We start from the raw sequence: 25,514 nt of genomic DNA, 5'->3' as shown, positions 1-25,514 counted from the left end.
AAACTCTAAAACCAACAAGAACTCATGAGTAATCAACTTGAAAAAATTAAAGAGCTTATTGAACGCCGTGCCGTAGCACGTATCGGAGGCGGTGAAAAAGCGATTGCGAAGCAACATGAAAAAGGGAAATACACAGCACGCGAGCGTCTGGCTATGCTGCTTGACGAGGGTAGCTTCGAAGAAATGGACATGTTCGTTGAGCACAGATGCACGAACTTCGGTATGGAGAAAAAACATTATCCGGGAGACGGTGTAGTAACCGGCTGCGGTACAATCGAAGGACGTCTGGTATATGTGTTCGCACAGGACTTCACTGTTTCTGCCGGTTCACTGTCAGAAACGATGTCATTGAAGATTTGTAAAATTATGGATCAGGCCATGAAGATGGGTGCTCCTTGTATCGGTATCAACGACTCGGGTGGTGCACGTATCCAGGAAGGTATCAACGCTTTGGCAGGTTATGCAGAAATCTTCCAACGCAACATCCTTGCTTCAGGTGTTATTCCGCAGATTTCCGGTATCTTCGGTCCTTGTGCCGGCGGTGCTGTTTATTCTCCGGCTCTGACCGACTTCACACTGATGATGGAAGGCACTTCTTATATGTTCCTCACCGGACCGAAAGTGGTGAAGACCGTTACAGGTGAAGACGTTAGCCAGGAAAACCTCGGTGGCGCAAGCGTTCACTCCACTAAATCGGGTGTGACTCATTTCACCGCCCAAACAGAAGAAGAAGGTTTCGAACTGATTCGCAAACTGTTGAGCTATATTCCTCAAAACAACCTTGAAGAAGCTCCTTATGTAGATTGCACAGACCCAATCGACCGTCTGGAAGATTCTTTGAACGATATTATCCCCGACAGCCCTACTAAACCGTATGACATGTACGAAGTGATCGGCGCTATTGTGGACAACGGTGAATTCCTTGAAATCCAGAAAGATTATGCAAAGAATATCATCATCGGTTTCGCCCGCTTCAACGGACAATCGGTAGGTATCGTTGCTAATCAGCCTAAGTATCTGGCTGGTGTGCTCGATAGTAACGCATCTCGTAAGGGTGCACGTTTCGTTCGTTTCTGCGATGCATTCAATATTCCTATCGTATCGTTGGTAGACGTACCGGGATTCCTTCCGGGAACAGGTCAGGAATACAATGGCGTTATCCTTCATGGTGCTAAACTGTTGTATGCTTACGGTGAAGCTACTGTGCCTAAGGTTACTATCACATTGCGTAAATCTTACGGTGGTTCTCACATCGTAATGAGCTGTAAGCAACTTCGCGGTGACATGAACTACGCATGGCCTACTGCCGAAATCGCAGTAATGGGTGGTGCAGGAGCAGTAGAAGTATTGTACGCACGCGAAGCCAAAGATCAGGAAAACCCTGCTCAATTCCTTGCAGAGAAAGAAGCAGAATACACGAAATTGTTCGCCAATCCTTACAATGCAGCTAAATATGGCTACATTGACGATGTGATTGAACCGCGCAACACACGTTTCCGTGTTATCCGTGCTTTGCAGCAGTTGCAGACTAAGAAATTGAGTAATCCGGCTAAGAAGCATGGTAATATTCCGTTGTAATCCTACTTTTCACATTAAAACAAGAACGATTATGAACAAAACCAAAATCGGAATATTCCTTTCTTTGCTGTTGCTGATTGGTCTGACTTCTTGTGGAGAGCAAAAGTCGAACAATAAGCTGGTGCTAAACGAAATCCTGATAAACAATCAGAGTAATTTTCAGGACGATTACGGATTGCACAGCGCATGGATTGAAATATTCAATAAATCATTCGGTAGCGCCGACCTGGCAGCTTGCTTGCTGAAAGTAAGCAGCCAACCGGGCGATACAGTTACTTATTTTATCCCGAAAGGTGATATACTTACCTTAGTGAAACCCCGCCAACATGCACTATTCTGGGCAGATGGCGAACCTAACCGTGGTACTTTCCATACCAGCTTCAAGCTGAATCCGGAAACAGCTAACTGGGTGGGTCTGTTCGACTCCGGCAAAAAGTTGCTCGACCAGATTGTAGTGCCCGCAGGCGCTCTCGGTCCCAACCAATCATACGCTCGTGTAAGCGACGGGGCAGCTGAATGGGAAGTAAAAAGTGGAAGTGGTGACAAATACGTGACTCCGAGCACCAACAACAAGACTCTTGACAGCAATTCCAAGATGGAAAAGTTTGAAGAACACGATGCTGATGGCGTTGGAATGTCCATTTCTGCCATGAGCGTAGTATTCTGCGGATTGATTCTTCTCTTTATTGCTTTTAAGATTGTAGGAAAAGTAGCCGTTAATTTGAGCAAGCGCAACGCTATGAAATCTAAAGGCATTGACAAGCATGAAGCTAAGGAACTGTCACAGGCTCCGGGCGAAGTATACGCTGCTATTTCTATGGCATTACACGAAATGCAGGATGAGGTGCACGACGTAGAAGAAACGGTGCTGACCATCACCCGCGTAAAACGCAGCTACTCACCATGGAGTTCGAAGATTTACACTTTGCGTGAAACTCCTCCCAGAAAGTAAGTCACCTTTTAAAAAGTAAAAACGATGAAAGAATATAAATATAAAATCAACGGTAACTCATATAAAGTAACCATCGGAGATATTGAAGACAACATCGCTCATGTAGAAGTGAACGGTACACACTATAAAGTAGAAATGGAGAAACAGCCGAAGCCTGTTGCGAAACCCGTGACAGTACGCCCGATGCCTAATGCTCCTGCTGCTCCTACTCAAGTAGTGAAACCGACCGCTCCGTCTACCGGAAAATCAGGAGTAAAATCTCCGTTGCCGGGTGTGATCCTCGACATCAAAGTGAATGTAGGCGATACTGTAAAGAAAGGACAGACCATTATCATATTGGAAGCCATGAAGATGGAAAACAATATCAATGCGGATAAGGACGGTAAGATTACTGCCATCAACGTCAACAAGGGAGACTCTGTTCTTGAAGGTAATGACCTCGTAATTATTGAATAATATGGGAGACTTTATAAACTTTTTAGGAAATAACCTGGCCGACTTCTGGACATACACAGGCTTTGCCAATGCTACGGTAGGGCATGTAGTCATGATTCTCGTTGGCTTGGTATTCATCTATTTGGCAATAGCCAAAGAGTTCGAACCGATGCTGCTGATTCCTATCGGTTTCGGTATATTGATCGGTAATATACCTTTTAATATGGATGCCGGGCTGAAAGTCGGTATTTATGAAGAAGGTTCTGTATTGAATATATTGTATCAAGGAGTGACCTCCGGCTGGTATCCGCCACTCATCTTTTTGGGTATCGGTGCCATGACGGACTTCTCGGCACTTATCTCTAATCCAAAATTGATGCTGATCGGTGCAGCTGCACAGTTCGGTATCTTCGGTGCATATATGATCGCATTGGAAATGGGTTTCGACCCAATGCAAGCCGGTGCTATCGGTATCATTGGTGGAGCAGACGGCCCGACGGCCATCTTCCTTTCTTCCAAGCTAGCACCTAACCTGATGGGAGCCATTGCGGTGTCCGCCTACTCCTATATGGCGTTGGTTCCGGTGATACAGCCGCCTATCATGCGTCTGCTCACCACCAAGAACGAACGTGTCATCCGCATGAAACCGCCGCGTGCCGTTTCTCACACGGAGAAGGTGATTTTCCCGATCATCGGTTTGTTGCTGACTTGTTTCCTGGTTCCTTCCGGTCTGCCTTTGCTGGGTATGCTGTTCTTCGGTAACCTGTTGAAAGAAAGTGGTGTAACCCGCCGTTTGGCTAATACTGCCAGTGGTCCGTTGATTGATACAATCACTATCCTGTTGGGTCTGACAGTAGGTGCTTCTACGCAAGCATCCGAATTCCTGACGCTTGACTCTATCAAGATCTTTGCCCTCGGTGCATTGTCATTTGTTATTGCAACGGCATCTGGTGTCATCTTCGTTAAGATCTTCAATATCTTCCTGAAGAAGGGTAATAAGATCAATCCGTTGATCGGTAATGCAGGTGTTTCTGCTGTTCCCGACTCTGCACGTATCTCGCAAGTGATTGGTTTGGAATATGATTCGACCAACTATTTGCTGATGCACGCTATGGGTCCGAACGTTGCCGGAGTGATCGGTTCAGCTGTTGCTGCCGGTATTCTGCTTGGATTCTTGATGTAAGATATAAGGCAAGAGGGGACGCTTGTTTGAACAGTTCTTAAAACAAAAAATAAGATTATCCTAAAAGCCTTGAATTTATAAAATCACCTTTACTGCATCATTGTAGTAAAGGTGATTTTTTATTGTAAGAACTTGCCGCCTAAAAAATATTGCATTTGCTATGGCGTATACATCGTATCGCGTTCCGTTGTGTTATCTTCTCTTATCATTTCGTTAATCTATCTAAAACAACCTACGAACAATTCGTAATTATAATATTTTTAGTAACTTGCAACAGATAAGTCAAACAACTAAAATAAAATATTATGAAACGGATTATCATTCTATTCTTTCTTTGCTCTACTATTCCTTTAATAGCGCAACATACCGACCCTATTCAAGAAGCCATGGCAAATTATGACTATGAGACTGCCCTTTCCCTCATTGCCCAAAAGAAATCCACCCCTCCCCTGCTATTGCAGAAAGGCAAAGCATTGCGCGGACTAGGGCTCACCACAGAAGCACTTGCCACCTATCAGGAAATTATCCGTAATGATACCACAAATACTCGTGCTTTCATCGAAGCAGCCGAATGTTGCCGGACATTAGCTAACTATAATCAAGCCCTGAAATATTATGAACATGCACTCGATCTGAATCCGGAAAACAAATATGCACGTATTCAATATATCAGTTTGCTTCTATCCCAGCAGAAGTTTAGGGAGGCGCTTGGTGAAAGCAGCCTGATGACGGAAAAAGATAGTTCCGCCATTGCCCTGCATTTACAGGCACAAAGCTTTGAAGGGATGGGCGAACTTCTTCCCGCCGCAGGTTGCTATTACAATATCCAGGCTAAATATCCCGACGATTATCTGGCAGCCAGCAAACTAGGCGCTCTAAATATATCCGGTTCTTATTTCGACGAAGCCATCGAAGCTACAGAAAAATACCGGCAAATTGACAGTACCAACATTTCCGTCAACCGGCAGAACGCTTTAGCGTACTGCTTGAAACAAGACTACCCCACTGCCATCCGGCGTTATGAATATCTTGTCAGTCAAGGGGACAGTTCTTTTCATACTTGTTATTATTTAGGCATTAGTTACTATGCAGCAGAGAAGTATTATGAGGCTCATGATTTTTTGGAAGTCGCCCGGAAATATGATCCCAACAATATCAATCTCCTTTATTACCTCGGCCGTGCCTGTTCCAAAACTTCCTGGAAAAAAGAGGGCGTAGACTATTTGGAAAAAGCCATTGATCTATCCATTCCCAAAGACAGCAGTATGACCCGGCTCTATATCGGGATGACCGACTGTTACAAGATGGCACAAATGTACAAAGAACAGATTGCATCCATCAAAAAACGCTATCAACAGTATGACAAACAAAACCACAAATTATTATATGACATGGCCTACATATACTTCTATGACTTGAAAGACAAAAAAAATGCGGAACGCTGCCTGGAAACGTTCCTAAAAACACGTCCCAAAAACGATAAAGAAGAAGCGGAAATGAACGAGAGAGGCGAACTCATTCTAGGAAAATCCAACTATTACAATGCTGCCGCCAACTGGTTGAAAGATATTCAAAGTAAACAAAAAATAGAAGACTTCTTTCAAAATTCCGCTCCCCAGCCCCCTCTCCCAAAGAAAGATAAATAGGGATAGAACTGTAAAGAGACAAAAAAGGCTGCTACCGGTGTTCAAACCGGAGCAGCCTCTTTCTTTTATTTATGGAATAATCCGGAGATTATTACTGTGCCAATTTGTTGTCAGAACCGAGCACGTTGATGATCTTGTGCTTGTACAGTTTTTCCATGTTGTCACGAGCCGGGCCAAGATACTTACGTGGGTCGAATTCAGCTGGTTTTTCAGCGAAAGTCTTACGGATAGCAGCAGTCATAGCCAGACGTGAGTCAGAGTCGATGTTGATTTTGCAAACAGCAGACTTAGCAGCCTTACGCAACCATTCTTCGGGAATACCGATAGCAGCTTTCAATGCGCCACCGTATTGGTTGATAGTTGCCACTTCTTCCTGTGGAACTGAAGATGAACCGTGAAGAACGATAGGGAATCCCGGAAGTTTTTCCATTACAGCGTCCAATACTTCGAATGCCAATGGAGGAGGAACCATTACGCCTGTAACCGGGTCGATGTGGCATTGTTCCGGAGTAAACTTGTAAGCACCGTGAGAAGTACCGATTGAGATAGCCAAAGAGTCGCAACCAGTGCGAGTAGCGAAGTCGATTACTTCTTCAGGGTCAGTATATGTGTGGTGGTCAGCAGAAACTTCATCTTCTACACCAGCCAATACGCCAAGTTCACCTTCTACAGTTACGTCGAACTGATGAGCGTATTCAACAACTTTCTTAGTCAATGCTACGTTTTCTTCGTAAGGAAGGTGAGAACCATCGATCATTACTGAAGAGAAACCTGAATCGATACAAGATTTGCAAGTTTCGAATGTATCTCCGTGGTCAAGGTGAAGAACGATTTCCGGATGTGCGCAGCCTAATTCTTTAGCATATTCTACAGCACCCTGTGCCATGTAACGCAACAAAGTAGCGTTAGCATACTGACGAGCACCTTTAGAAACCTGAAGAATCACAGGAGATTTAGTTTCAACAGCAGCCTTGATGATAGCCTGCATTTGTTCCATATTGTTGAAGTTGAATGCTGGGATAGCATATCCACCTTTGATAGCCTTAGCAAACATTTCTCTTGTGTTTACCAATCCTAAATCTTTGTAATTTACCATTTTGTTTAAAGTTTATTGTTAGTGAATAAAAATTCTACGCAAAAGTAAGCATTATCCATCGAATAACGAACATCGGAAAGAAAAATATAGTAGAAAAAGGTTTAAATCAGACTGCAAAATTTAGCAGGAATACGAGTGTGACATTAGATTGTAATGTCCACCTTGCAAACTTTGGGATTTATGATTTCTGAATTCTGATTGATGCCTTCGGATTTATATCTCCTTATTTATACCTTATTTATACCTCATTTTTCAATTCATTTAATCACCAAAATCTGCATAGCAAATCAGAAATCAGAAATTAGAAATCAGAAATTTTAGAAAACCTTTTTCTATTTCACAGAAAAGCATTATCTTTGCGCTCTGAAAATGACCATTACACTATTTCTTACCAAAATAGTAACAGAATATAAATTAAAAAAACAGATACTGAAATGAAAAAAGGCCTTCATCCAGAATCATACCGTCCGGTAGTATTTAAAGATATGTCAAATGGTGACATGTTTTTGTCTAGATCAACTGTAGCAACTAAAGAAACCATCGAATTCGAAGGTGAAACTTATCCGTTGCTGAAGATTGAAATCTCAAACACTTCTCACCCGTTCTATACAGGTAAATCTACATTGGTAGATACTGCAGGTCGTGTTGATAAGTTCATGAGCCGTTACGGTGACCGTAAGAAGAAATAATTCGATCTTTCGTGAAAGATGAAAAAAGAGGAGATTCTCGCAGAGAATTTCCTCTTTTTCGTTTTCTATCCTGCCCCACATTCGTTTTTCATCCTCTTCTATCCTCCTCACAACAAACAGCAGGTCAGTCCGAAAGCCCCCGCCTGTCAGCGTTAAATATCATCCAATAAGAAATCGGCTATATGACGATGCCTGACACCTTCCATGTTATCCTGCCACAAGCTGTCCATGCTAACTACATATTTAGGATAATGGTCGTTAATGGCGAGCAAAGGAGCAAACTCCCTCTCAACAGTGGCCTGTGAAGCTAACTGATACGTTACTTGCACATAAATCTTTTCTTCCCGACGGATGGCTACAAAATCCACTTCTTTATCATCCTGTTTGCCTACATACACTTCATAACCCCTTCTTTTCAACTCCAGACAGACCAGATTCTCCAACATACCTGCAATCAACCGGTCACGATAGCCCATCACGGAATAAATCAAAGAAAGGTCACTTACAAAATACTTTTCATTCGTCTGCAGAATTTCCTTTCCTTTAATATCATACCGGGGAATACGTTGAATGATAAAAGCACTTTCCAATGCATTCAGATAATTATAGATGGTATTCATATCCACCTTCCGTTGCTGACTTTTGAAGTAATCAGCTATATTTTTAGCGTTCAGCTTATTGCCTATATTATCGAAAACAAACTTCACTACCCGTTCGAGCAGTTCCACATTCCGGATATTGTGACGCTGCACCGTGTCACGAAGAATGACAGAAGAATAGATGTCGTAAACAATTTTATAGATAGCCTCATATCCATAATCGGCAGTATGTATGGCTGGGAATCCTCCCATACGGAGATATTTCTGAAATTCCTCCTTCCGGTTGAGTGTCGGATCATTGGCCTGCAAGTCATGGAAAGTCAGATATTCTCTAAAAGACAAGGTCATGACATGGAAAGCGACATACCGTCCCGTTAAATAAGTTGCCAGTTCGGACGATAACATACGTGAGTTGGAGCCGGTCACATAAATATCCGTATCCAAATCTACCAGAAGTGAGTTGACCACTTTTTCCCAACCGTCCACTTCCTGAATTTCATCCAAGAGAATATAATATTTACCCGCATCTCCTGCCTGCCCCCGAATATAAGTATACAAAGCCTTCGCCTCTTTCAGATCTATCCACTGAAAACTTTCAAAATTCAGATAGATGATACGTTCTTCACGAACTCCTCTCCTCAACAGTTCGTCACGAATCAGACGCAGCACTACCGACTTTCCACTGCGACGAATACCCGTTATCACTTTCACAAACGGCTTATCTATAAAAGGAACGATTTGTTCCATATACTGTTCACGATTAATCATATTCAAAAGTTTTTAGGGTTATAAGCACAAAGATATACTATTTTCGGAAAGTTTTTAGGGTTATAACCCTAAATAAATCCATAAATTCAGATTCTTTTAGGGTTATAAGCCGAAAAATAAATAAAAGAAATATGACTGAATCCGATTTATTACCAAATAAAGAAAGTACCTTTACCCCAATAATTAATAAAAAATGGAAATAACCGATTTAAAACAAATGACAAAGGAAGAAGTTTTTAATTTCATCAGACAACGCCTTTCTTTCAGTAAAGAGCTGCAAGAACAATTCAGGCATGTGAATAAAGACGCTCTCGCAAAAGAACATCGCAGATTCGAAATGTCCGGAAATGAATCAAAGACAGGCCAATGCACGATTTTCAACACAGCGATTCTGAACGAGTTTGCCGATCTTGGCATCTATGATTATACTTCTTATCTTTTTCTCGACTTCCACAATGGCACTCCAACCGTTTATCTCAAATATTTCTCCGAAAATGAAAATTTGGAATATACATTTACCGGATATACCACAACGGAAATCATCTTTGCAATTCTTGAACTGACTATCTTCTCCGGAAAGCCCAAAAGAAATCGCAGCTAAAAAAAGAATTGCACGGAAAGACAATGCGAGGTCAAAAGACTTTTATGGCTTTCATTTAGGCACGGATTACACGGATTTCGCGGTTTTATCTAATGGAACCGTGAAATCCGTGTAATCCGTACCTAAATAATATCAATCTAATAGATGGTTTTACTTTTGCCTCCCTCCTTTTTATCATCACATTATATTTGCCACCCGTATAGCATATTTACCATCTTTATACCATACTCTCTATTCTCATACCATATTTCCTGCATTTATTTCCTCTTTTCCATCCTATTCCGAAAAAAACATATATCTTTGTCATACGCTTTCTGCCCATCAGCGTGATGAAACAGGCAAAAGCGGTTTTTATTCCTTAATGGAGTAAATAACGTATTGTCTCTCAAACTTGAAAATTAGCAGTTCTTTGTAGAGAGAGATGATACAGCAGATACTCCACGTAGATGGTCGTATATCAACATATCGATTAGAGATGTGTTATATATAAACGTTTGGCGTGGGTGTCTGTTGTTATCATTGTCTTCTACAAGGGTGTTGCTAAGCCTCAAGTTTAGATAATGGTACAACAGCACTCACGCTTTATTGTATCCGGTCGGTTTCAACAATCCTTATACCCCAACCAATTCCCCACCCGACCGAAATCATAAAAATCGTGGGTGTTCGTTGCACCTCTCCGGACAATACGTTATTTACTCCTTTTTTTATAACACATTAAAACAAAAGCGATATGCCAAAATGGATTAGTGTAGAAAAAGCAGTGATTAAGTATCACATCGAAAAAGAAGCGATCCTGCTTTGGGTGGAAATGGGACAATTCCCTATGTTATACATAGACAATGTTCCGAACGTTGACGAAGAATGTATTCTGGAACTCTTTCGCCGAAGTAAAGCCGGCATTACAGCAGAATATATTGATACGCTGGAACAACTGTGCATAGACAAAACGATGGTCTGCGAGAAATACGCCCACATTATTCAATTGAAAGAAAAGGAAATTCAGCTGCAGAAGGAAATAAAGACGTTGATAAACGAAATACAGGCAGCAATGAAGAGACAAAATGAACGGATCCGGGATTTGAAAAAAGCGATTGGAGAGAATAACAACGTTATACGTAGTGACAGTTGGATAAAAAGGCTGCGCAAAAGGTTTCAATGGTGAATAATTATCAGTGTACCAATTACCATGTGGGACATTATTGCACGGTTTTCACCACAGAGGATAAGGAGAGCCGTCCTTTGCCCTTTGCAGCCTATTCCCATTCCCTCCACAGCTTTCTTTAAACTCCTCCATAAGCTCTTTAAAGCCTATATTCAGACAATGAAAAATACAAAATATTTTATTCCATTTATTTAACTAATCATCCTTTATATAAGCAATCTTATCCTTTGTAAAGTCAAGTAAATTCACTACATTTACACCACTAACAAGAACTGAAATGTGAGCATTTCAGCACAAAGAAATCTGTATGAAAAAAACGATGAAGAATGACAGTTGCCTGACGGTTTCCCGTCGGGCAGCTATTATCCGCCAAGATGCGGAAGAGAATTACGGCACACTGTTGACACTGGGAGAATCTATGCGCCGTGCATACCAAGTAGAAGAACTGATAGACCGGATGAGATGGGACAACGCCGATTTCTGCCTGCAACGAACAGACGGAACCTGCCTTTCCATTACAGGGACACTGACAGAATATGAACACTATTTCGGCCGCCCCTACTACGAAAACCCCTCCAACAGGTTTCTCCCATACTATGACGTGCATTGTAGAAAATGGCTTACGTGTCGAGTGGCAGGGATTGTATTCGGCTCTTCTGTGAAAAAAAATTAATTTCATGGATTAAATTAGGAAAGTTGTAGGACATATACGAAATAAAGTAGTTACTTTGCAACCGCAAGTAAGAGAAAAAATCATGTCAATGCTGCTTCCTTGTTTTTTGACAGAGGCAGTTATCTGTTTTTCCAGCATTGCTTTTTCAGAACTTCGGAATTAAATCTCCCCTGCTCCGAAAATTCCCTATATTACAGATTACATACACGAAGAGAATACTCCGATTCCATCATGAAGAATGAGTACGATATTTGCTGCTTTCCTAAGAAGTGGCCGGATTCTTCGTATCTGCATTTTCAGAAAAATAGAATTTAAAACAGAAACTAATATATTTTATTATGACAACATCTAATTCAGCAAATACCAAACAATCGAACAACGCATCACAAAAGAGAAAACCGATTCATAACGGTTACTTCAATCACCCCACTTCTTCTTCCAGCAATATACCCATGAGTATTTTGATACGGGAACAAGGACTGGAAATATACGGACTATACTGGGTGATGCTCGAAGAAGCTCATGCACAGCTTAAATGCTGCGTCAATATCCAGACAATGGGAATCATCGCCAATATATTCCATGCCCAACCCGAACATCTTGAGCTCCTCTACCACCATTATTTCCGGCGTCCCGGTAAAGGATACAACTCGCATATACTCTATGCCGACTTTTGCGAAGAATCTGCCATCAGAAGTTATTTTCCGCACCCCCTACTGGCATACACCGACAACGAACTGCTGCGGATGATTATGCAAGACGGACTGAAAGCCTACGGACTATATTGGCTTGTGATGGAAAAGCTCTATCAACAGCCACAACATTTTCTGGCACCGCAAACTGCTTCCTTCATCCAGAGCCTTTATGATGTGAGCGACGAACTGATGGAAAGTGTATTATACAATTACGGACTCTTTTATCTGGATGAGAAAATGAACCTCCATTCTAAAGCAATAGACGATTATAGGGAAGCACTTGACAACATGGAAGATGAAAAAAAGCGCAACACGAAACCGCACGTCAATAACTCTCTGAAAGCCAACGGAAATGCAGAGGATTTTAACACTCGGGAAATGAAAAAAACGTCAAATATACAGAAAAATCCATCCCCATTATAAATAAAGAAATAAACAAAAAAAATTCTTCTTCTGAAGAAAGCGGAAAAGAGAAAGAAGAAGAAAATGGTTTGAAGGTGACGGACTTGAACGCTGTAACACCCGATATGCGCCCCAACGCATGGGAAGAAAATCTACAGGAGGCAATGAACGACACGTCCTGGTATGAAGTCGTAGCCATTCAGTCGGGCATCCCCCGGCTGATGATGGAAGAAAAAGAATGGTTCTTCAACTATTTACGGGAGCAAATCATCTTACGGGGGAATGAAAGCTCGATGAACAGCCTGCACGAAATAAAAAACTATTTCGCCAATCTCACCCGGCAGGGAAGCCATGTGTCATCCACAACGCAGGTGGCACTGAAGAGGTTTCTCAAAAACCGGCAAGAGCAACAGCAATGTTCGCCCTACGAAACCATCACCAACGGAATACGTACCTACGACGGGCATCCCATCCCCGCTTATGCCAAGCCGCGACCTTCGGCGGCACATATCTGGAATCCGGTGACGAACGAATGGACACGATAGCATATTATCTCTCAATCATTTACTAAATATGGATAGATTCAAAGAACTGGGTATTGATACCCACGGTCGCACAAGCGGCAAAATGAAAACAAAATGTCCCTGGTGTCATGCCCAACGGACGGATAAGCGTGATAAATCACTAAGTGTCAACCTCGATACCAAACTGTATTTGTGCCACTACTGCGGCGCACACGGTTCGGCAGCCATATATGCCGGAAAAGGCAGAAAGCTGGGTGATCCGTTGGTCAAATTTCCAACGGCAACAGGTAGCAACTCCAGTTGTCCGCCCACTGAAAAGCCGCACGGCGACCCAGAGCAAGGGGCACTCACACAGAAGCAAATTGAATGGTGTCGTGACGTCCGCCACATTCCGCCGGAAGTATTGGTGGAAGCTGGCGTGGCTTTCGCCTCCATCTCGATGCCTATATCCGGAAAGGAGAAAGGCTGGGAAAAGAGGGACTGTCTCTGCTTCAACTTTTTCGAAAACGGGGAATTGGTGAACACGAAGTTCCGCGACTCACAAAAGCACTTCAAATTGCTGCAAGGAGCGCGCACCATCCCTTACAACATCGACGCCATCCGCGACACGCCGGAGTGCATCCTCGTGGAAGGGGAATTTGATGCTCTCTCCTACATGGCTGTCGGCCGGACGGATGTCATTTCCGTGCCGAACGGTGCCAACAGTCAACTGGACTGGCTGGACGAATTGTCGGAATCTCATTTCGAGCAGAAACAAGTGATTTATCTGTCGGTGGACACCGACCGCAAGGGACAGGAACTGTGCCGGGAACTCTCCCGACGGCTGGGGGTAGACCGCTGCCGTATCGTCACCTACGGCGAAGCATACAAGGACGCCAACGAACTGCTCGTGGCGGAAGGCCCGGACGCACTACTGAAGGCACTGGAGGACGCACCCATCCCCCGCCTGGAAGGTACGTTTACGGCAGAAGACTTACGGGAGCGGTTGCACCAACTGTTTGAAGAGGGGTATACTTCGGGCGTGGAATTGGGAATACCGAATCTGGACGAAATCATGAGGCTGGAAACGGGGCGGGTGCTCACCGTCACCGGCATTCCCGGACATGGCAAATCGGACTTTGTAGATGAGATAGTGCTCCGGCTCTGCACCCGCCAAGATTGGCGAGCGGGATATTTCAGCCCGGAGAACACGCCAATCGAGTATCATCATGCCAAACTGGCGGAAAAACTGCTGGGACACCGTTTCCGCAAAGATTTCTCTACGGAGGAGGAATTCGCCCGCGTAGTGGATTATCTTTCGCAACGCGTCTGGCACATTCTTCCGGACGGGGATTTCACACTGGGCAACGTCTTGTCGAAGGCACGCGAACTGGTACACCGTCACGGCATCCGTGTGTTTGTCATCGACCCGTACAATTACATCAACCATCAGATTCCGGCAGGCATGACGGAGACAGGGTATATCGGTTCATTCATGAATAGTCTGGCACGTTTTGCCCGGCTCAACTCCTGCCTCGTCATTCTGGTGGCGCATCCGAGAAAGATGAACAAGCAATACGGCACGCAGAAAACGGAAGTTCCCACCATGTATGACATCAACGGCTCGGCCAACTTTTTCAACATGACGGACTACGGAATAGTGGTAGACCGTCAGGATGAAATGGGGATCGTGTATATACACGTCGAGAAAACCCGTTTCCGTAATTTCGGAACAAAGGGAAACGCAGCGTTCTGCTACGATGTGACCAACGGAAGATATTCCCCTTGTACGCCGCCACCCGAACCGGGCATGCAGGTGCAACCGTGGAAGGGAGCCAAAGACTTATTCTCGTCAGAGGGATGGATTTAGGGATTAAGGCTCTCCCAAATACTTCTCAATCAGCTCCACCTGCAACGGTGTGAGCCAATGTATCCAAAACGCCCAGCCGGTAGCTTCGAGAGCCTCCAGCAACTCCCGGTTTCGGCGGATGCATTTATTTAAATGTCTTCTTGCCACATCGGCACTTGCATACGGCATATAGAGTAATGCCAATTCCGTTTTCTTCATAGATTTTCTTCTTTTAATTTATTATTTACGTCATGTAAAGATACTGTTTTTTGCGTAGAAATGCAAGCAAATACACAGATATTCAAGCGTTTGCCTTCACTTACCGGCAGATACCGTTTCATGTTTCCTCCCCTGCCGGTTGGGGTATCTTTGCTACTGTAAAAGAGACAGAAAACGTTCGTTTACTGACTCAATAAAATCTTATTTATTCACTTAAAAAGGAGGAAATCAGTATGTTGATTTACAAAGCGGTTCAGTCCAATATCGCATCGAAGGACAAAAAGAAGAAATGGCATCCCTGCCTGATTAAAATGGGAAACGTAGTGGATACGCAAATGATTGGCGAAACGATTGCCGAACGGTCATCACTGACGGCCGGTGACGTGCACAACGTGATCCGAAACCTGATGGCAGTGATGCGCGAGCAGTTGCTCAACAGCAGGACAGTGAAGCTCGAAGGATTGGGCACATTTACCATGGTGTGCCAGTCACGCTGCAAGGGGGTGGATGCGGAAGCCGATGTTAGTCCGGCACAAATCACGGGATTGCGTTGCCAGTTTACCCCGGAATATACGCGGGATGCCGGTGGAAATATCACCCGTGCGCTGATTCAGGGAGCGACATATATCCACGTCAACCAGTTGACGAAAGCACTGGGAGCGGGAGGCGGTGGAAACGCCGGAGGTTCGGGTGATGACAAACCGGGTGGCGGTGGTCAGGAAGCGCCCGATCCGGCAGCGTGATAGAATAGGTAATAGAGGATAATGTGGTATGGAAAGGAGGTGTTGAATTATGAAGAAATCCATTTGGAATACGATTTTAAAAGTCGTCATTGCGGTTGCTACTGCTATTGCAGGCGTCATTGGAGGTCAGAACCTGATGATGTAAAATGACACAAAAGAGTTGGACGGGAATTTTACCTTAGAAACGGTAAAGTTCCCGTTTTTTTTGTGTTCCATATGAAGGTTAAGAGGCAGGATATGAAAAGACAGGAATATTGAACATAAATAAACAGGAGTTGTTTTAGTATATTATTCGCTATTTATCAACGCAAAACCTCTAAACATCAACGTGGTATATGAAAAAGAAATTTGGATTCGTCCTGGCGGCTGCAATCTTGCTGGCTGGCTGCGGACAGAAAAAAGAAACGACAACGACAACTGCACGTCCCGTAAAGACTACGATTGTCGAGTCAAGATCGATTATCAGAAAAGATTTCTCGGGAATCGTGGAAGCGGTGGAATATGTGAAGCTGGCTTTCCGGGTCAACGGACAAATCATCCAGCTTCCTGTCATCGAAGGACAGAAAGTGAAAAAAGGACAACTCATCGCAGCTATCGACCCCAGAGACATCGCGTTGCAATATGCCGCCACGAAATCGGCATACGAAACGGCTTCGGCACAAGTGGAACGTAACAAACGGCTCCTCTCCCGGCAAGCGATCTCCGTACAGGAATATGAAATCAGCCTCGCCAACTTCCAGAAGGCGAAGTCTGAATACGAACTGTCTGCCAACAATATGCGCGACACCAAGCTGACAGCTCCTTTCGACGGTTCTATCGAAAAACGACTGGTGGAAAACTATCAGCGTGTCAACTCCGGTGAGGGTATCGTGCAGCTTGTCAATACACACAATCTGCGTATCAAATTCACCATTCCGGATGCGTATCTTTATTTGTTGCGCGCCAAAGACCCGCGTTTCCTCGTAGAGTTCGACACATTTAAAGGACACGTGTTTCAAGCGAAACTGGAAGAATATCTTGATATTTCTACGGATGGCACAGGAATTCCGGTCAGCATCACGATTGACGATCCGTCATTCGACCGCGATCTGTATGCAGTGAAACCCGGTTTCACGTGCAGCATCCGTTTCACGGCAGATGTAGGGCCGTTGGTGCAGGATAGCTGGACGATTGTACCGCTTAGTGCCGTATTCGGCGAAAGCGAAGGGAATAAAATGTATGTCTGGGTGGTAGAAGACAACAAAGTCCACAAACGGGAAGTGACCGTCAACGCCCCGACCGGAGAAGCACAGGCGCTCATCTCGGAAGGTTTGAAACCCGGTGAAAAAATCGTCATAGCAGGCGTATACCAACTAGTAGAAGGAGAATCTATCACAACTGTTGACAGGTGATAGTTGGTAAATGATTATGTAATCATTTATCCGCTGTCATTCATCAATTATCAACGATCATTTATTATGAGTTTAGCCAAATATTCATTAGATAATACGAAAATCATCTATTTCTTTCTTGCTGTATTGCTGATTGGGGGAATCACTTCCTTCGGCAAGCTGGGTAAGAAAGAGGATGCTCCTTTCGTCATAAAGTCGGCGGTTATTATGACCCGCTATCCGGGTGCCGAACCGGCAGAAGTGGAGCGGTTGATTACCGAGCCTATCTCTCGTGAGATTCAAAGTATGAGCGGTGTGTACAAGATAAAATCGGAATCGATGTACGGGCTCTCAAAAATCACATTCGAGTTGCAACCTTCCTTGTCGGCAAGCTCCATTCCGCAGAAGTGGGATGAGTTGCGACGGAAGGTGCTAAATATACAGCCACAATTGCCGAGCGGTGCTTCCGCACCGACGGTTTCCGATGATTTCGGCGACGTGTTCGGTATCTATTACGGTCTGACGGCGGACGACGGTTACACATACGAAGAGATGCGCAACTGGGCGGAACGGATCAAGACGCAGGTAGTGACGGCGGACGGGGTGATGAAAGTCGCCCTATTCGGGACGCAGACGGAGGTGGTCAATATTTTTATTTCCACCAATAAGCTCGTAGGTATGGGCATCGACCCGAAACAGCTTGCCAGTCTGTTGCAATCGCAGAACCAGATTATCAATACCGGAGAAATCCGTGCCGGCGAGCAACAGCTCCGGGTGACCGCCAACGGTATGTATACCACCGTAGACGATATCCGCAACCAGGTGATTACCACCAAAGCCGGACAAGTGAAACTGGGCGATATCGCCGCCATCGAAAAAGGGTACATGGACCCTCCATCCAACATCATGCACGTGAACGGCAAACGTGCCATCGGCATCGGCGTCTCCACCGACCCGCAACGGGACGTGGTGCAGACGGGCAAGAACGTGAAAGCCAAACTGGACGAATTGTTGCCACTGATGCCTGTAGGACTGGAACTGCAAAGCCTGTATCTGGAGAACGAAATTGCCAACGAAGCCAACAACGGATTTATCATCAACCTGATCGAATCGATTCTGATTGTTATTGTGATTATCATGTTGGTGATGGGTTTGCGCGCAGGTATGCTGATCGGCTCGTCACTGATTTTCTCTATTGGCGGCACATTGCTTATCATGTCTTTCTTCGGTGTCGGGCTGAACCGTACTTCATTGGCGGGATTTATCATCGCCATGGGGATGTTGGTGGATAACGCCATCGTGGTGACAGACAACGCACAGATTGCCATCGCCCGCGGAGTAGACCGGCGGAAAGCGCTGATAGACGGCGCAACCGGTCCGCAATGGGGATTGCTTGGGGCTACGTTCATCGCTATCTGTTCGTTCCTCCCGCTCTACCTTGCTCCTTCTGCCGTGGCGGAAATCGTGAAACCGCTGTTTGTGGTGCTTGCCATCTCACTGGGATTGAGCTGGGTGCTCGCGCTGACGCAAACCACTGTTTTCGGTAATTTCATCCTGAAAGCGAAAGCAAAGGACGGCACGAAAGACCCGTATGACAAACCGTTCTATCACAAATTCGCCTCCATCCTCCGCACGCTGATTCGCAGGAAAACATTGACCCTGGGTTCGATGGTAGTGCTCTTTGTTGCTTCGCTGGTTATCATGGGAATGATGCCGCAAAACTTCTTCCCTTCTCTCGATAAGCCTTATTTCCGGGCGGACGTGTTTTATCCCGACGGGTATAGCATCAATGATGTAGTGAAAGAGATGAAATCCGTGGAAGAGCATCTGGCAAAGCAGCCGGAAGTGAAGAAAGTGTCGATCACCTTCGGCAGCACGCCGTTAAGGTATTATCTGGCTTCTACTTCGGTAGGTCCGAAACCGAATTTTGCCAATGTATTGGTTGAATTGACGGACAGTAAATATACAAAAGAGTATGAGGAAGATTTCGACGCGTACATGAAGGCGAATTATCCGAATGCGATTACCCGTACCAGTCTGTTCAAACTGTCGCCTGCGGTGGATGCCGCTATCGAAATCGGGTTTATCGGTCCGAATGTAGACACGCTTGTGGCGCTCACCAATCAGGCTTTGGAGATTATGCACCGGAATCCGGATTTAATCAATGTGCGCAATTCGTGGGGAAATAAAGTTCCTGTATGGAAGCCTGTATATAGTCCCGAACGGGCGCAACCGTTAGGGGTATCGCGTCAGGGAATGGCACAAAGTATCCAGATCGGAACCACAGGCATGACGCTTGGAGAGTACCGGCAGGGCGATCAGGTGCTTCCTATCTTATTGAAGGATAACACGGTGGATTCGTTCCGCATCAATGACCTGCGCACGTTGCCCGTGTTCGGCACGGGGAATGAAACGACCAGTCTGGAACAGGTGGTATCGGAATTTGATTTCCAATATCGTTTCTCGAATGTGAAGGATTACAACCGGCAAATGGTGATGATGGCGCAATGCGATCCGCGTCGCGGAGTGAATGCGATTGCTGCTTTCAATGAGGTTTGGCCGCTGGTGCAGAAAGAGATTAAAGTGCCGGAGGGGTATACGATGAAGTATTTCGGGGAACAGGAAAGTCAGGTGGAGTCTAACGAGGCGTTGGCCAAGAATTTACCGTTGACGTTCTTCCTGATGTTCGTCACGCTGTTGTTCCTGTTCAGGACGTATCGTAAGCCGACAGTGATCTTGTTAATGTTACCGCTTATTTTTATCGGTATCGTTTTGGGATTGGTGTTGCTAGGCAAGTCGTTCGACTTCTTCTCCATCCTTGGTTTGCTCGGACTGATTGGGATGAATATCAAAAATGCGATTGTACTGGTGGAACAGATTGATCTGGAAGCAAAAACGGGCAAAAAGCCGTTGGATGCTGTTGTCAGTGCTACAACGAGTCGTATTGTCCCCGTAGCAATGGCGTCCGGCACTACCATTCTGGGTATGTTGCCATTGTTGTTCGACGCGATGTTCGGCGGTATGGCGGCTACGATTATGGGAGGTTTGTTAGTGGCTTCGGCACTGACATTGTTTGTTCTTCCGGTAGCTTATTGTGCCATTCAGAGAATCAAAGGCTAATTGCCTTCTCTTATATGAAACTTGAATTTATTGTTTAGATTGAATAAAATGAAAACTCAACTTATAACTCTGTCTCTGCTGCTCCTCGGCCTCACAGCCGGGGCACAGCAGCCCTATCTTAGCCGGGAAGCTTACCGGGATAAAGTGGAAGCTTACAGCCAAATTCTGAAGCAACAGAAACTAAAGACGATGGCAAGTACGGAAGCACGGAAGATTGCTCACACGGGATTCTTGCCAAAAATTGATGTCAATGCGGACGGGACCCTCAACATGAGCGACCTTAGCGCATGGAACGAACCGGTAGGCGAATACCGCAACCACACCTATCAAGGTGTATTTATCGTCTCGCAACCGTTGTACACGGGCGGGGCACTCAACGCCCAGCACAAGATTGCCAAAGCGGACGAAAAGCTGAATCAACTAAATGAGGAGCTTACCATCGACCAGATTCATTATCAGAGCGATGCAGTTTATTGGAATGCTTCTGCTTCACAGGCTATGTTGCAGGCGGCGGACAAGTATCAAAGTATTGTGAAGCAACAGTATGACATCATTCAGGATCGTTTCAACGACGGGATGATTAGTCGCACGGACTTATTAATGATTTCCACCCGGCTGAAAGAAGCGGAATTGCAATATATCAAGGCGCGTCAGAATTATACCCTGGCGCTGCAAAAGCTGAATATCCTGATGGGAGAAGAGCCGAACAATCCCGTAGACAGTCTGTACACGATTGACACAGCTTCCGCTCCGGTGCAGATCCTTTCTCTGGAGAATGTACTGCAACGTCGCGCGGATTACGAAAGTACGGAAGTAAACATCATGAAAAGTCAGGCGCAACGCAAAGCGGCTCTTAGCCAGTTCAACCCGCAATTGAATATGTATTTCAGCGGTGGATGGGCTACAGCTACACCTAACCTCGGTTATGACGTTTCTTTCAATCCCATCGTCGGCATTAACCTGAATATACCGATCTTCCGTTGGGGAGCCCGGTTTAAAACAAACCGTCAGCAGAAAGCGTATATCGGCATACAGAAACTGCAACAAAGTTATGTGACGGATAATATCAACGAGGAACTTTCTGCCGCCCTGACCAAACTGACGGAAACGGAATATCAAGTGAAAACCGCCAAAGAGACTATGAATCTGGCTAATGAAAATCTTGATTTGGTTTCTTTCTCGTATAATGAGGGAAAGGCAAATATGGTGGATGTACTCTCCGCACAATTGTCATGGACGCAGGCGCACACCAATCTGATTAATGCGTATCTGTCGGAAAAGATGGCGGTAGCGGAATACAGAAAGGTTATCAGTGAATAAATTTAGAAACAAAAGAAACTTGTTCACAAAGTCTTAGTCTTATAAAAGAAATCGTCCTGTTATCACGTAACCGTGAAACAGGACGATTTCTTTTTATATCATAAGGACTACAAAATACCGTTTTGCTTCAAGATATCTTCTATTTCCTTATCTGTCAAACTTTCACATTCGGACTTGTCATAGATAGTAAGCAACTTTATTTCCGAATCTATCTCTGTCAGAATCACCGTATAGGTTATCACTCGCGCACCTCCGCTCTTTCCTTTATTCTTCGAAGTAATGGCCATGCGAATCTTACGAAGATTATTACCCAAGCTGACTCCTTGTTCAGGATTCGCTTTCAGAGATTCCAATAAATTGGCATAATCCAACTTCAGAGATTTGTAATGTTTGCTCAATTTTTTCAATTCTCTCGCAAAACGAGGAGAATACGTTATATCACAACTCATCCAGCAAATCCTCCGCTGGCTTAAAATCCAGCTTACCTTCCAGATTCAACTTCAATTCCTTGCACGCCTCATCAAGGCTTTCCAGAATTTCGGTCTTTGTCCGATAATGAGTTGCCTCTTCAGCAACCACCCTCACCTCTTCTTCTTCATGATTCAACATTGATCTTATCTTTTTCAGGATAGCTATATCATCCACATCCAGAATCTGACGAATCAGTGCATTCTTTTCCGCCTCTAATGACATTGTGCTCATACGCTTTCCGTTTTTACTGTTATACATTACTCACAAAGGTAGCGTTATCAAATGAGTCTGCCAAACTTGAATGTATAAAAAGTATTTCTCCGTGAAGAAATAAGATCTTCAATGATGAAGATTCTCCCCGCTTACGCAAGGAAGGAGATCAACACACCCGCAGCTACGGCAGAACCGATTACTCCGGAGATGTTGCTTGCCATGCAATACTGCAATACGTGATTCTTCGGATCGTATTTCAAAGCAATCTCATTGGCTACACGGCTCGCCATCGGAACGGCACTCAAACCAGTGGCGCCGATAAGCGGATTGATTTTCTTCTTCGAGAAGAGATTTACCAGTTTCACAAAGAAAATACCACCGGTTATAGAAAGTGCAAATGCAAGGAATCCACCGATCACAATACCGATTGTTGTCCAATTGAGGAATGCTTCGGCTGTCATCGTTGCTCCTACAGACAGTCCGAGGAAGATGGTGGCAGCATTCATGATGCTATTGGAAGCGGCATCGAACAAGCGGAATGTGTTGGTTCCGATTTCTTTCACCAGGTTACCAAACATCAACATACCCACCAAAGGCACTGCACTTGGCACGAAGAGGGCAACAATAGTAGTTACCACGATCGGAAAGATAATCTTCAATACACGCAGGTTCTTGATTTCAGTCTTCGAAGGGTACTTCTTTTCCTGTTCTTTCATGTTGATGCTCAACTCTTTCTTCGTACAGAACAGTTTCACTACCAGCGGAATAATCACCGGAACGAGCGCCATATACGAATAAGCGGCAATGGCAATCGGGCCCAGCAAATGCGGCGCCAGTTTGATGGTGGTAAAGATGGCTGTCGGACCATCCGCACCACCGATAATGCCCAGAGAAGCGGCTTCCTGTGGAGTGAATCCCATCAGGATGGCTACCAGCAACACGGTAAAGATACCCAACTGTGCGGCTGCACCGAATATAGAAAGATGCAGGTTACGCAACATCGGTCCGAAGTCCGTCAACGCACCGACACCCATAAAGATGATCGGAGGCAGGAAACCTGTTTTAATCAACATATAGTAGATGAAGTTCATGATTCCCAGTTCGTGGGCAATGTCATGCAAAGGCATCTCCCAGATGTTCTTCAACACTCCGTTTACCATCACCATACCATTTTCGTCGGCCTGAATCACGCCCATATCTCCTCCGGGGAAGTTGGCTAGCAACACACCGAAAGCGATGGGGACAAGCAGCAACGGCTCGTACTGTTTCTTAATACCCAAATAGAGCAGAACGAACGCGATGGCATACATTATCAGGAACTGCGGTTCGGCAATGATATTACTGAACGCAGTCATGTCATATAAGTTCTCAAATATTTCGTTCATTATCCTATCTTCATTAATACGTCATCTTCTGAAACAGCATCTCCCGGGTTGACACAGATAGCAGTCACTGTACCGCCAAACTCTGCACGGATGGCATTGTAGGTCTTCATCGCTTCTACATAGCAGATTACATCACCTTCTTTCACAGTGTCACCTACTTGCAAAGGAATTTCCTGCGCACCTTTCACTAAGAAGAACTTGCCTTCCAACGGAGAAAGTACTTCTTTTCCCTCTCCTGCCGGAGCAGCGGCAGCACCCGCAGAAGCAACAGGTAGTTCGGCATCACCGTATGCTACCGTCACACGATAGGCCTGTCCGTCCACTTGTACAGTCAGCGTCTTCGGTTTGGCATCTTCTTCCGGAGATTTATCTTTTTCGGCACGACGTTTGGCTACATCTTCCAGGAAGTCTTCTTTTGCTTTGCCACTCTTGTAAGCCTCATATTGAGCCGGGTGCATAGCATATTCGAAGAGTTCTTCGTCGTCCTGTCCCACTTCCCATTTGTTCTCTTTCATCAGTTTGCGATATTTGTCGAGAGCATCAGGATAGTTATTCTGCGGATCACCTTCAAAGAACTTACGGCCTTCACGTTCTGCCTTTTCAATGATTTCGGGAGCAAGTTTGCCCGGCAGACGTCCGGCTTTACCCAGAATCATATCCCAGATATCATCGGCAATCATTCCCCAACGTTCTTTTCCTTTTTCCATTGCCATCACGTTCATCATGGCGAGGTTCTTCACGTATTGGCTGAACGGAGTCACCAATGGAGGATAACCGACACGAGGCCATACGTAAGCTACTTCATCAAAGAGCTTGATGAGCAACTGGTCTTGTGTCATAAACGGCAGATTGTGTTTTGCCTTATATTTATTGATTGATTCCAAATTGGATTCGAGGTCGGCCATCAAACTACCCATCATACCGCCGGGAAGTCCGGGAGCAATCAGCAAGGAATTCATCAGACGGTTTTTCGGGCTGATATACAAGCCGAGGAAGTCGTCCATAAATTCCTGAATCATGCCGCGCACTTTCATGTAGGCTTCCATATTGATTTCGGGCACTTGATATCCGGCGTCTTTCAACATCGCCTGCACACTAAGCAAGTCAGCATGGCCTGTTCCCCAGGATAGCGGTTCCATGCCTACGTCGATGTAGTCGCAACCGGCTTCGCATACTTCGAGGATGCTTGCCATATTGAATCCGGGACCTGCATGACTGTGATACTGAACGGGGATTTCGGGATGTGCCGCCTTGATATTTGCTACGATCTTACCTAACGATACGGGACGACCGATACCTGCCATGTCTTTGATACAGATTTCGTCTGCTCCCAGTTTGATAAGTTCCAGCGCCATATTGGTGTAGTACTCTACGGTATGGATAGGCGAATGAGTGATGCAAAGCGAGCATTGCGAAATCATGCCTGCTTCCTTTGCGTATGTGATGGAAGGAGCAATGTTACGCACGTCGTTCAATCCGCAGAACGTACGGGTAATGTCTGTTCCTTGTGCTTTCTTTACTTTGTAGAATAATTTGCGGACATCTGCCGGAACGGGGCTCATACGGAGCCCGTTCAGTGCGCGGTCGAGCATATGGGTTTGAATACCGGCTTCGTGGAACGGTTTTGTCCATTCGCGCACCGCTTTATTCGGGTTTTCACCAAACAATAAATTTACCTGTTCAAAACCTCCGCCGTTTGTTTCTACGCGGGCAAAACAGCCCATTTCAATGATGGCAGGAGCTACCTTTACGAGTTGGTCTACACGAGGTACGTATTTTCCGGCAGATTGCCACATATCTCGGAAAACCAAACTAAACTTTACTTCTCTTTTCATGTCTTTC

The 25,514-nt window shown here is 45.0% G+C and carries 25 protein-coding genes; 18 read left to right on the top strand and 7 right to left on the bottom strand.

The features are described from left to right. Nucleotides 1-24: 24 nt before the first annotated feature. The 5 genes from KTR06_RS06050 to KTR06_RS06030 all read left to right on the top strand — a co-directional run bounded on the left by KTR06_RS06050 (nucleotide 25) and on the right by KTR06_RS06030 (nucleotide 5,794). On the top strand, nucleotides 25-1,578 hold the full coding sequence (locus tag KTR06_RS06050; RefSeq protein ID WP_004300890.1) for an acyl-CoA carboxylase subunit beta: 1,554 nt from the start codon (nucleotides 25-27) through the stop codon (nucleotides 1,576-1,578). Between the two features lie 31 nt (nucleotides 1,579-1,609). Next, complete coding sequence (locus KTR06_RS06045) at nucleotides 1,610-2,530, top strand: OadG family transporter subunit (protein WP_008644873.1); 921 nt, start codon at nucleotides 1,610-1,612, stop codon at nucleotides 2,528-2,530. 24 nt (nucleotides 2,531-2,554) lie between these two features. Next, nucleotides 2,555-2,986, top strand: a complete 432-nt coding sequence (locus KTR06_RS06040; protein WP_004300895.1) for a biotin/lipoyl-containing protein — start codon at nucleotides 2,555-2,557, stop codon at nucleotides 2,984-2,986. A 1-nt stretch (nucleotide 2,987) separates the two neighbouring features. Next, nucleotides 2,988-4,148, top strand: coding sequence for a sodium ion-translocating decarboxylase subunit beta (locus KTR06_RS06035; RefSeq protein WP_004300899.1), 1,161 nt, complete (start codon nucleotides 2,988-2,990; stop codon nucleotides 4,146-4,148). A gap of 305 nt (nucleotides 4,149-4,453) precedes the next feature. Then, nucleotides 4,454-5,794, top strand: coding sequence for a lipopolysaccharide assembly protein LapB (locus tag KTR06_RS06030; RefSeq protein WP_217290059.1), 1,341 nt, complete (start codon nucleotides 4,454-4,456; stop codon nucleotides 5,792-5,794). A gap of 91 nt (nucleotides 5,795-5,885) precedes the next feature. Here the strand turns inward: KTR06_RS06030 and KTR06_RS06025 are convergent, their stop codons facing one another. Beyond that, nucleotides 5,886-6,890, bottom strand: a complete 1,005-nt coding sequence (locus KTR06_RS06025) for a class II fructose-bisphosphate aldolase (RefSeq protein WP_008648889.1) — start codon at nucleotides 6,888-6,890, stop codon at nucleotides 5,886-5,888. A 434-nt stretch (nucleotides 6,891-7,324) separates the two neighbouring features. Between KTR06_RS06025 and KTR06_RS06020 the strand changes: the two genes are divergently transcribed. Next, nucleotides 7,325-7,579 (top strand): type B 50S ribosomal protein L31, encoded by a 255-nt coding sequence (locus KTR06_RS06020; protein WP_004300906.1) that lies wholly within the window; start codon nucleotides 7,325-7,327, stop codon nucleotides 7,577-7,579. A 152-nt stretch (nucleotides 7,580-7,731) separates the two neighbouring features. On the opposite strand, the gene KTR06_RS06015 is transcribed toward KTR06_RS06020, so the two are convergent. Further along, complete coding sequence (locus KTR06_RS06015) at nucleotides 7,732-8,946, bottom strand: ATP-binding protein (protein ID WP_211146343.1); 1,215 nt, start codon at nucleotides 8,944-8,946, stop codon at nucleotides 7,732-7,734. A gap of 193 nt (nucleotides 8,947-9,139) precedes the next feature. Here KTR06_RS06015 and KTR06_RS06010 point away from each other — a divergent pair, with 193 nt between their 5' ends. From KTR06_RS06010 to KTR06_RS05990, 6 genes are all read left to right on the top strand, one after another. Beyond that, nucleotides 9,140-9,547 (top strand): hypothetical protein, encoded by a 408-nt coding sequence (locus KTR06_RS06010; RefSeq protein WP_004321524.1) that lies wholly within the window; start codon nucleotides 9,140-9,142, stop codon nucleotides 9,545-9,547. Nucleotides 9,548-10,277: 730 nt separating this feature from the next. Continuing rightward, complete coding sequence (locus KTR06_RS06005; RefSeq protein WP_004311393.1) at nucleotides 10,278-10,709, top strand: hypothetical protein; 432 nt, start codon at nucleotides 10,278-10,280, stop codon at nucleotides 10,707-10,709. 307 nt (nucleotides 10,710-11,016) lie between these two features. Continuing rightward, nucleotides 11,017-11,382, top strand: coding sequence for an SH3 beta-barrel fold-containing protein (locus KTR06_RS06000; protein WP_004311392.1), 366 nt, complete (start codon nucleotides 11,017-11,019; stop codon nucleotides 11,380-11,382). Nucleotides 11,383-11,720: 338 nt separating this feature from the next. Beyond that, nucleotides 11,721-12,500 (top strand): Lin1244/Lin1753 domain-containing protein, encoded by a 780-nt coding sequence (locus tag KTR06_RS24460; protein ID WP_254306397.1) that lies wholly within the window; start codon nucleotides 11,721-11,723, stop codon nucleotides 12,498-12,500. A gap of 74 nt (nucleotides 12,501-12,574) precedes the next feature. Further along, complete coding sequence (locus KTR06_RS24455; RefSeq protein ID WP_254306396.1) at nucleotides 12,575-13,024, top strand: hypothetical protein; 450 nt, start codon at nucleotides 12,575-12,577, stop codon at nucleotides 13,022-13,024. Between the two features lie 28 nt (nucleotides 13,025-13,052). Further along, entirely contained in the window at nucleotides 13,053-14,852 is a 1,800-nt protein-coding gene (locus tag KTR06_RS05990) for a toprim domain-containing protein (RefSeq protein ID WP_217290058.1), read from the top strand. A gap of 3 nt (nucleotides 14,853-14,855) precedes the next feature. On the opposite strand, the gene KTR06_RS05985 is transcribed toward KTR06_RS05990, so the two are convergent. Then, entirely contained in the window at nucleotides 14,856-15,050 is a 195-nt protein-coding gene (locus KTR06_RS05985) for a DUF4248 domain-containing protein (RefSeq protein WP_004304415.1), read from the bottom strand. A gap of 50 nt (nucleotides 15,051-15,100) precedes the next feature. Between KTR06_RS05985 and KTR06_RS05980 the strand changes: the two genes are divergently transcribed. The 6 genes from KTR06_RS05980 (at nucleotide 15,101) to KTR06_RS05955 (ending at nucleotide 21,603) form a co-directional block, all read left to right on the top strand. Then, the gene (locus KTR06_RS05980; protein WP_008771318.1) at nucleotides 15,101-15,247 is read left to right on the top strand and encodes a hypothetical protein; all 147 of its coding nucleotides are present in this window, start codon (nucleotides 15,101-15,103) and stop codon (nucleotides 15,245-15,247) included. 36 nt (nucleotides 15,248-15,283) lie between these two features. Then, nucleotides 15,284-15,793, top strand: a complete 510-nt coding sequence (locus tag KTR06_RS05975) for an HU family DNA-binding protein (protein WP_117683581.1) — start codon at nucleotides 15,284-15,286, stop codon at nucleotides 15,791-15,793. 49 nt (nucleotides 15,794-15,842) lie between these two features. Further along, nucleotides 15,843-15,938, top strand: coding sequence for a smalltalk protein (locus KTR06_RS05970; RefSeq protein ID WP_149939068.1), 96 nt, complete (start codon nucleotides 15,843-15,845; stop codon nucleotides 15,936-15,938). Between the two features lie 190 nt (nucleotides 15,939-16,128). Next, a complete protein-coding gene (locus KTR06_RS05965; RefSeq protein ID WP_004304417.1) occupies nucleotides 16,129-17,184 on the top strand; it encodes an efflux RND transporter periplasmic adaptor subunit in 1,056 nt (351 codons plus the stop codon). Nucleotides 17,185-17,250: 66 nt separating this feature from the next. Continuing rightward, nucleotides 17,251-20,283 carry an efflux RND transporter permease subunit gene (locus KTR06_RS05960; RefSeq protein WP_195355330.1) on the top strand — a complete coding sequence of 1,011 codons (3,033 nt, stop codon included), beginning with the start codon at nucleotides 17,251-17,253 and terminating at the stop codon, nucleotides 20,281-20,283. 48 nt (nucleotides 20,284-20,331) lie between these two features. Continuing rightward, nucleotides 20,332-21,603 carry a TolC family protein gene (locus tag KTR06_RS05955; RefSeq protein WP_217290057.1) on the top strand — a complete coding sequence of 424 codons (1,272 nt, stop codon included), beginning with the start codon at nucleotides 20,332-20,334 and terminating at the stop codon, nucleotides 21,601-21,603. Nucleotides 21,604-21,710: 107 nt separating this feature from the next. Here the strand turns inward: KTR06_RS05955 and KTR06_RS05950 are convergent, their stop codons facing one another. The 4 genes from KTR06_RS05950 to KTR06_RS05935 form a co-directional block, all read right to left on the bottom strand. Continuing rightward, nucleotides 21,711-22,052 (bottom strand): addiction module toxin RelE, encoded by a 342-nt coding sequence (locus KTR06_RS05950; protein WP_217290056.1) that lies wholly within the window; start codon nucleotides 22,050-22,052, stop codon nucleotides 21,711-21,713. Next, entirely contained in the window at nucleotides 22,042-22,305 is a 264-nt protein-coding gene (locus KTR06_RS05945) for a hypothetical protein (protein WP_217290055.1), read from the bottom strand. The genes KTR06_RS05950 and KTR06_RS05945 overlap by 11 nt, the downstream gene beginning before the upstream one ends. Before the next feature lie 131 nt (nucleotides 22,306-22,436). Continuing rightward, nucleotides 22,437-23,672, bottom strand: a complete 1,236-nt coding sequence (locus KTR06_RS05940; protein WP_004300937.1) for a sodium ion-translocating decarboxylase subunit beta — start codon at nucleotides 23,670-23,672, stop codon at nucleotides 22,437-22,439. Further along, nucleotides 23,672-25,507, bottom strand: coding sequence for a biotin/lipoyl-containing protein (locus KTR06_RS05935; protein ID WP_087322475.1), 1,836 nt, complete (start codon nucleotides 25,505-25,507; stop codon nucleotides 23,672-23,674). The genes KTR06_RS05940 and KTR06_RS05935 overlap by 1 nt, the downstream gene beginning before the upstream one ends. Nucleotides 25,508-25,514 lie beyond the last annotated feature (7 nt).

It is taken from the genome of Bacteroides sp. MSK.20.12, from assembly GCF_019052435.1.
In the GTDB taxonomy this organism is placed as follows: domain Bacteria; phylum Bacteroidota; class Bacteroidia; order Bacteroidales; family Bacteroidaceae; genus Bacteroides; species Bacteroides xylanisolvens.
This window is presented reverse-complemented; position numbering and strand designations above follow the sequence as displayed.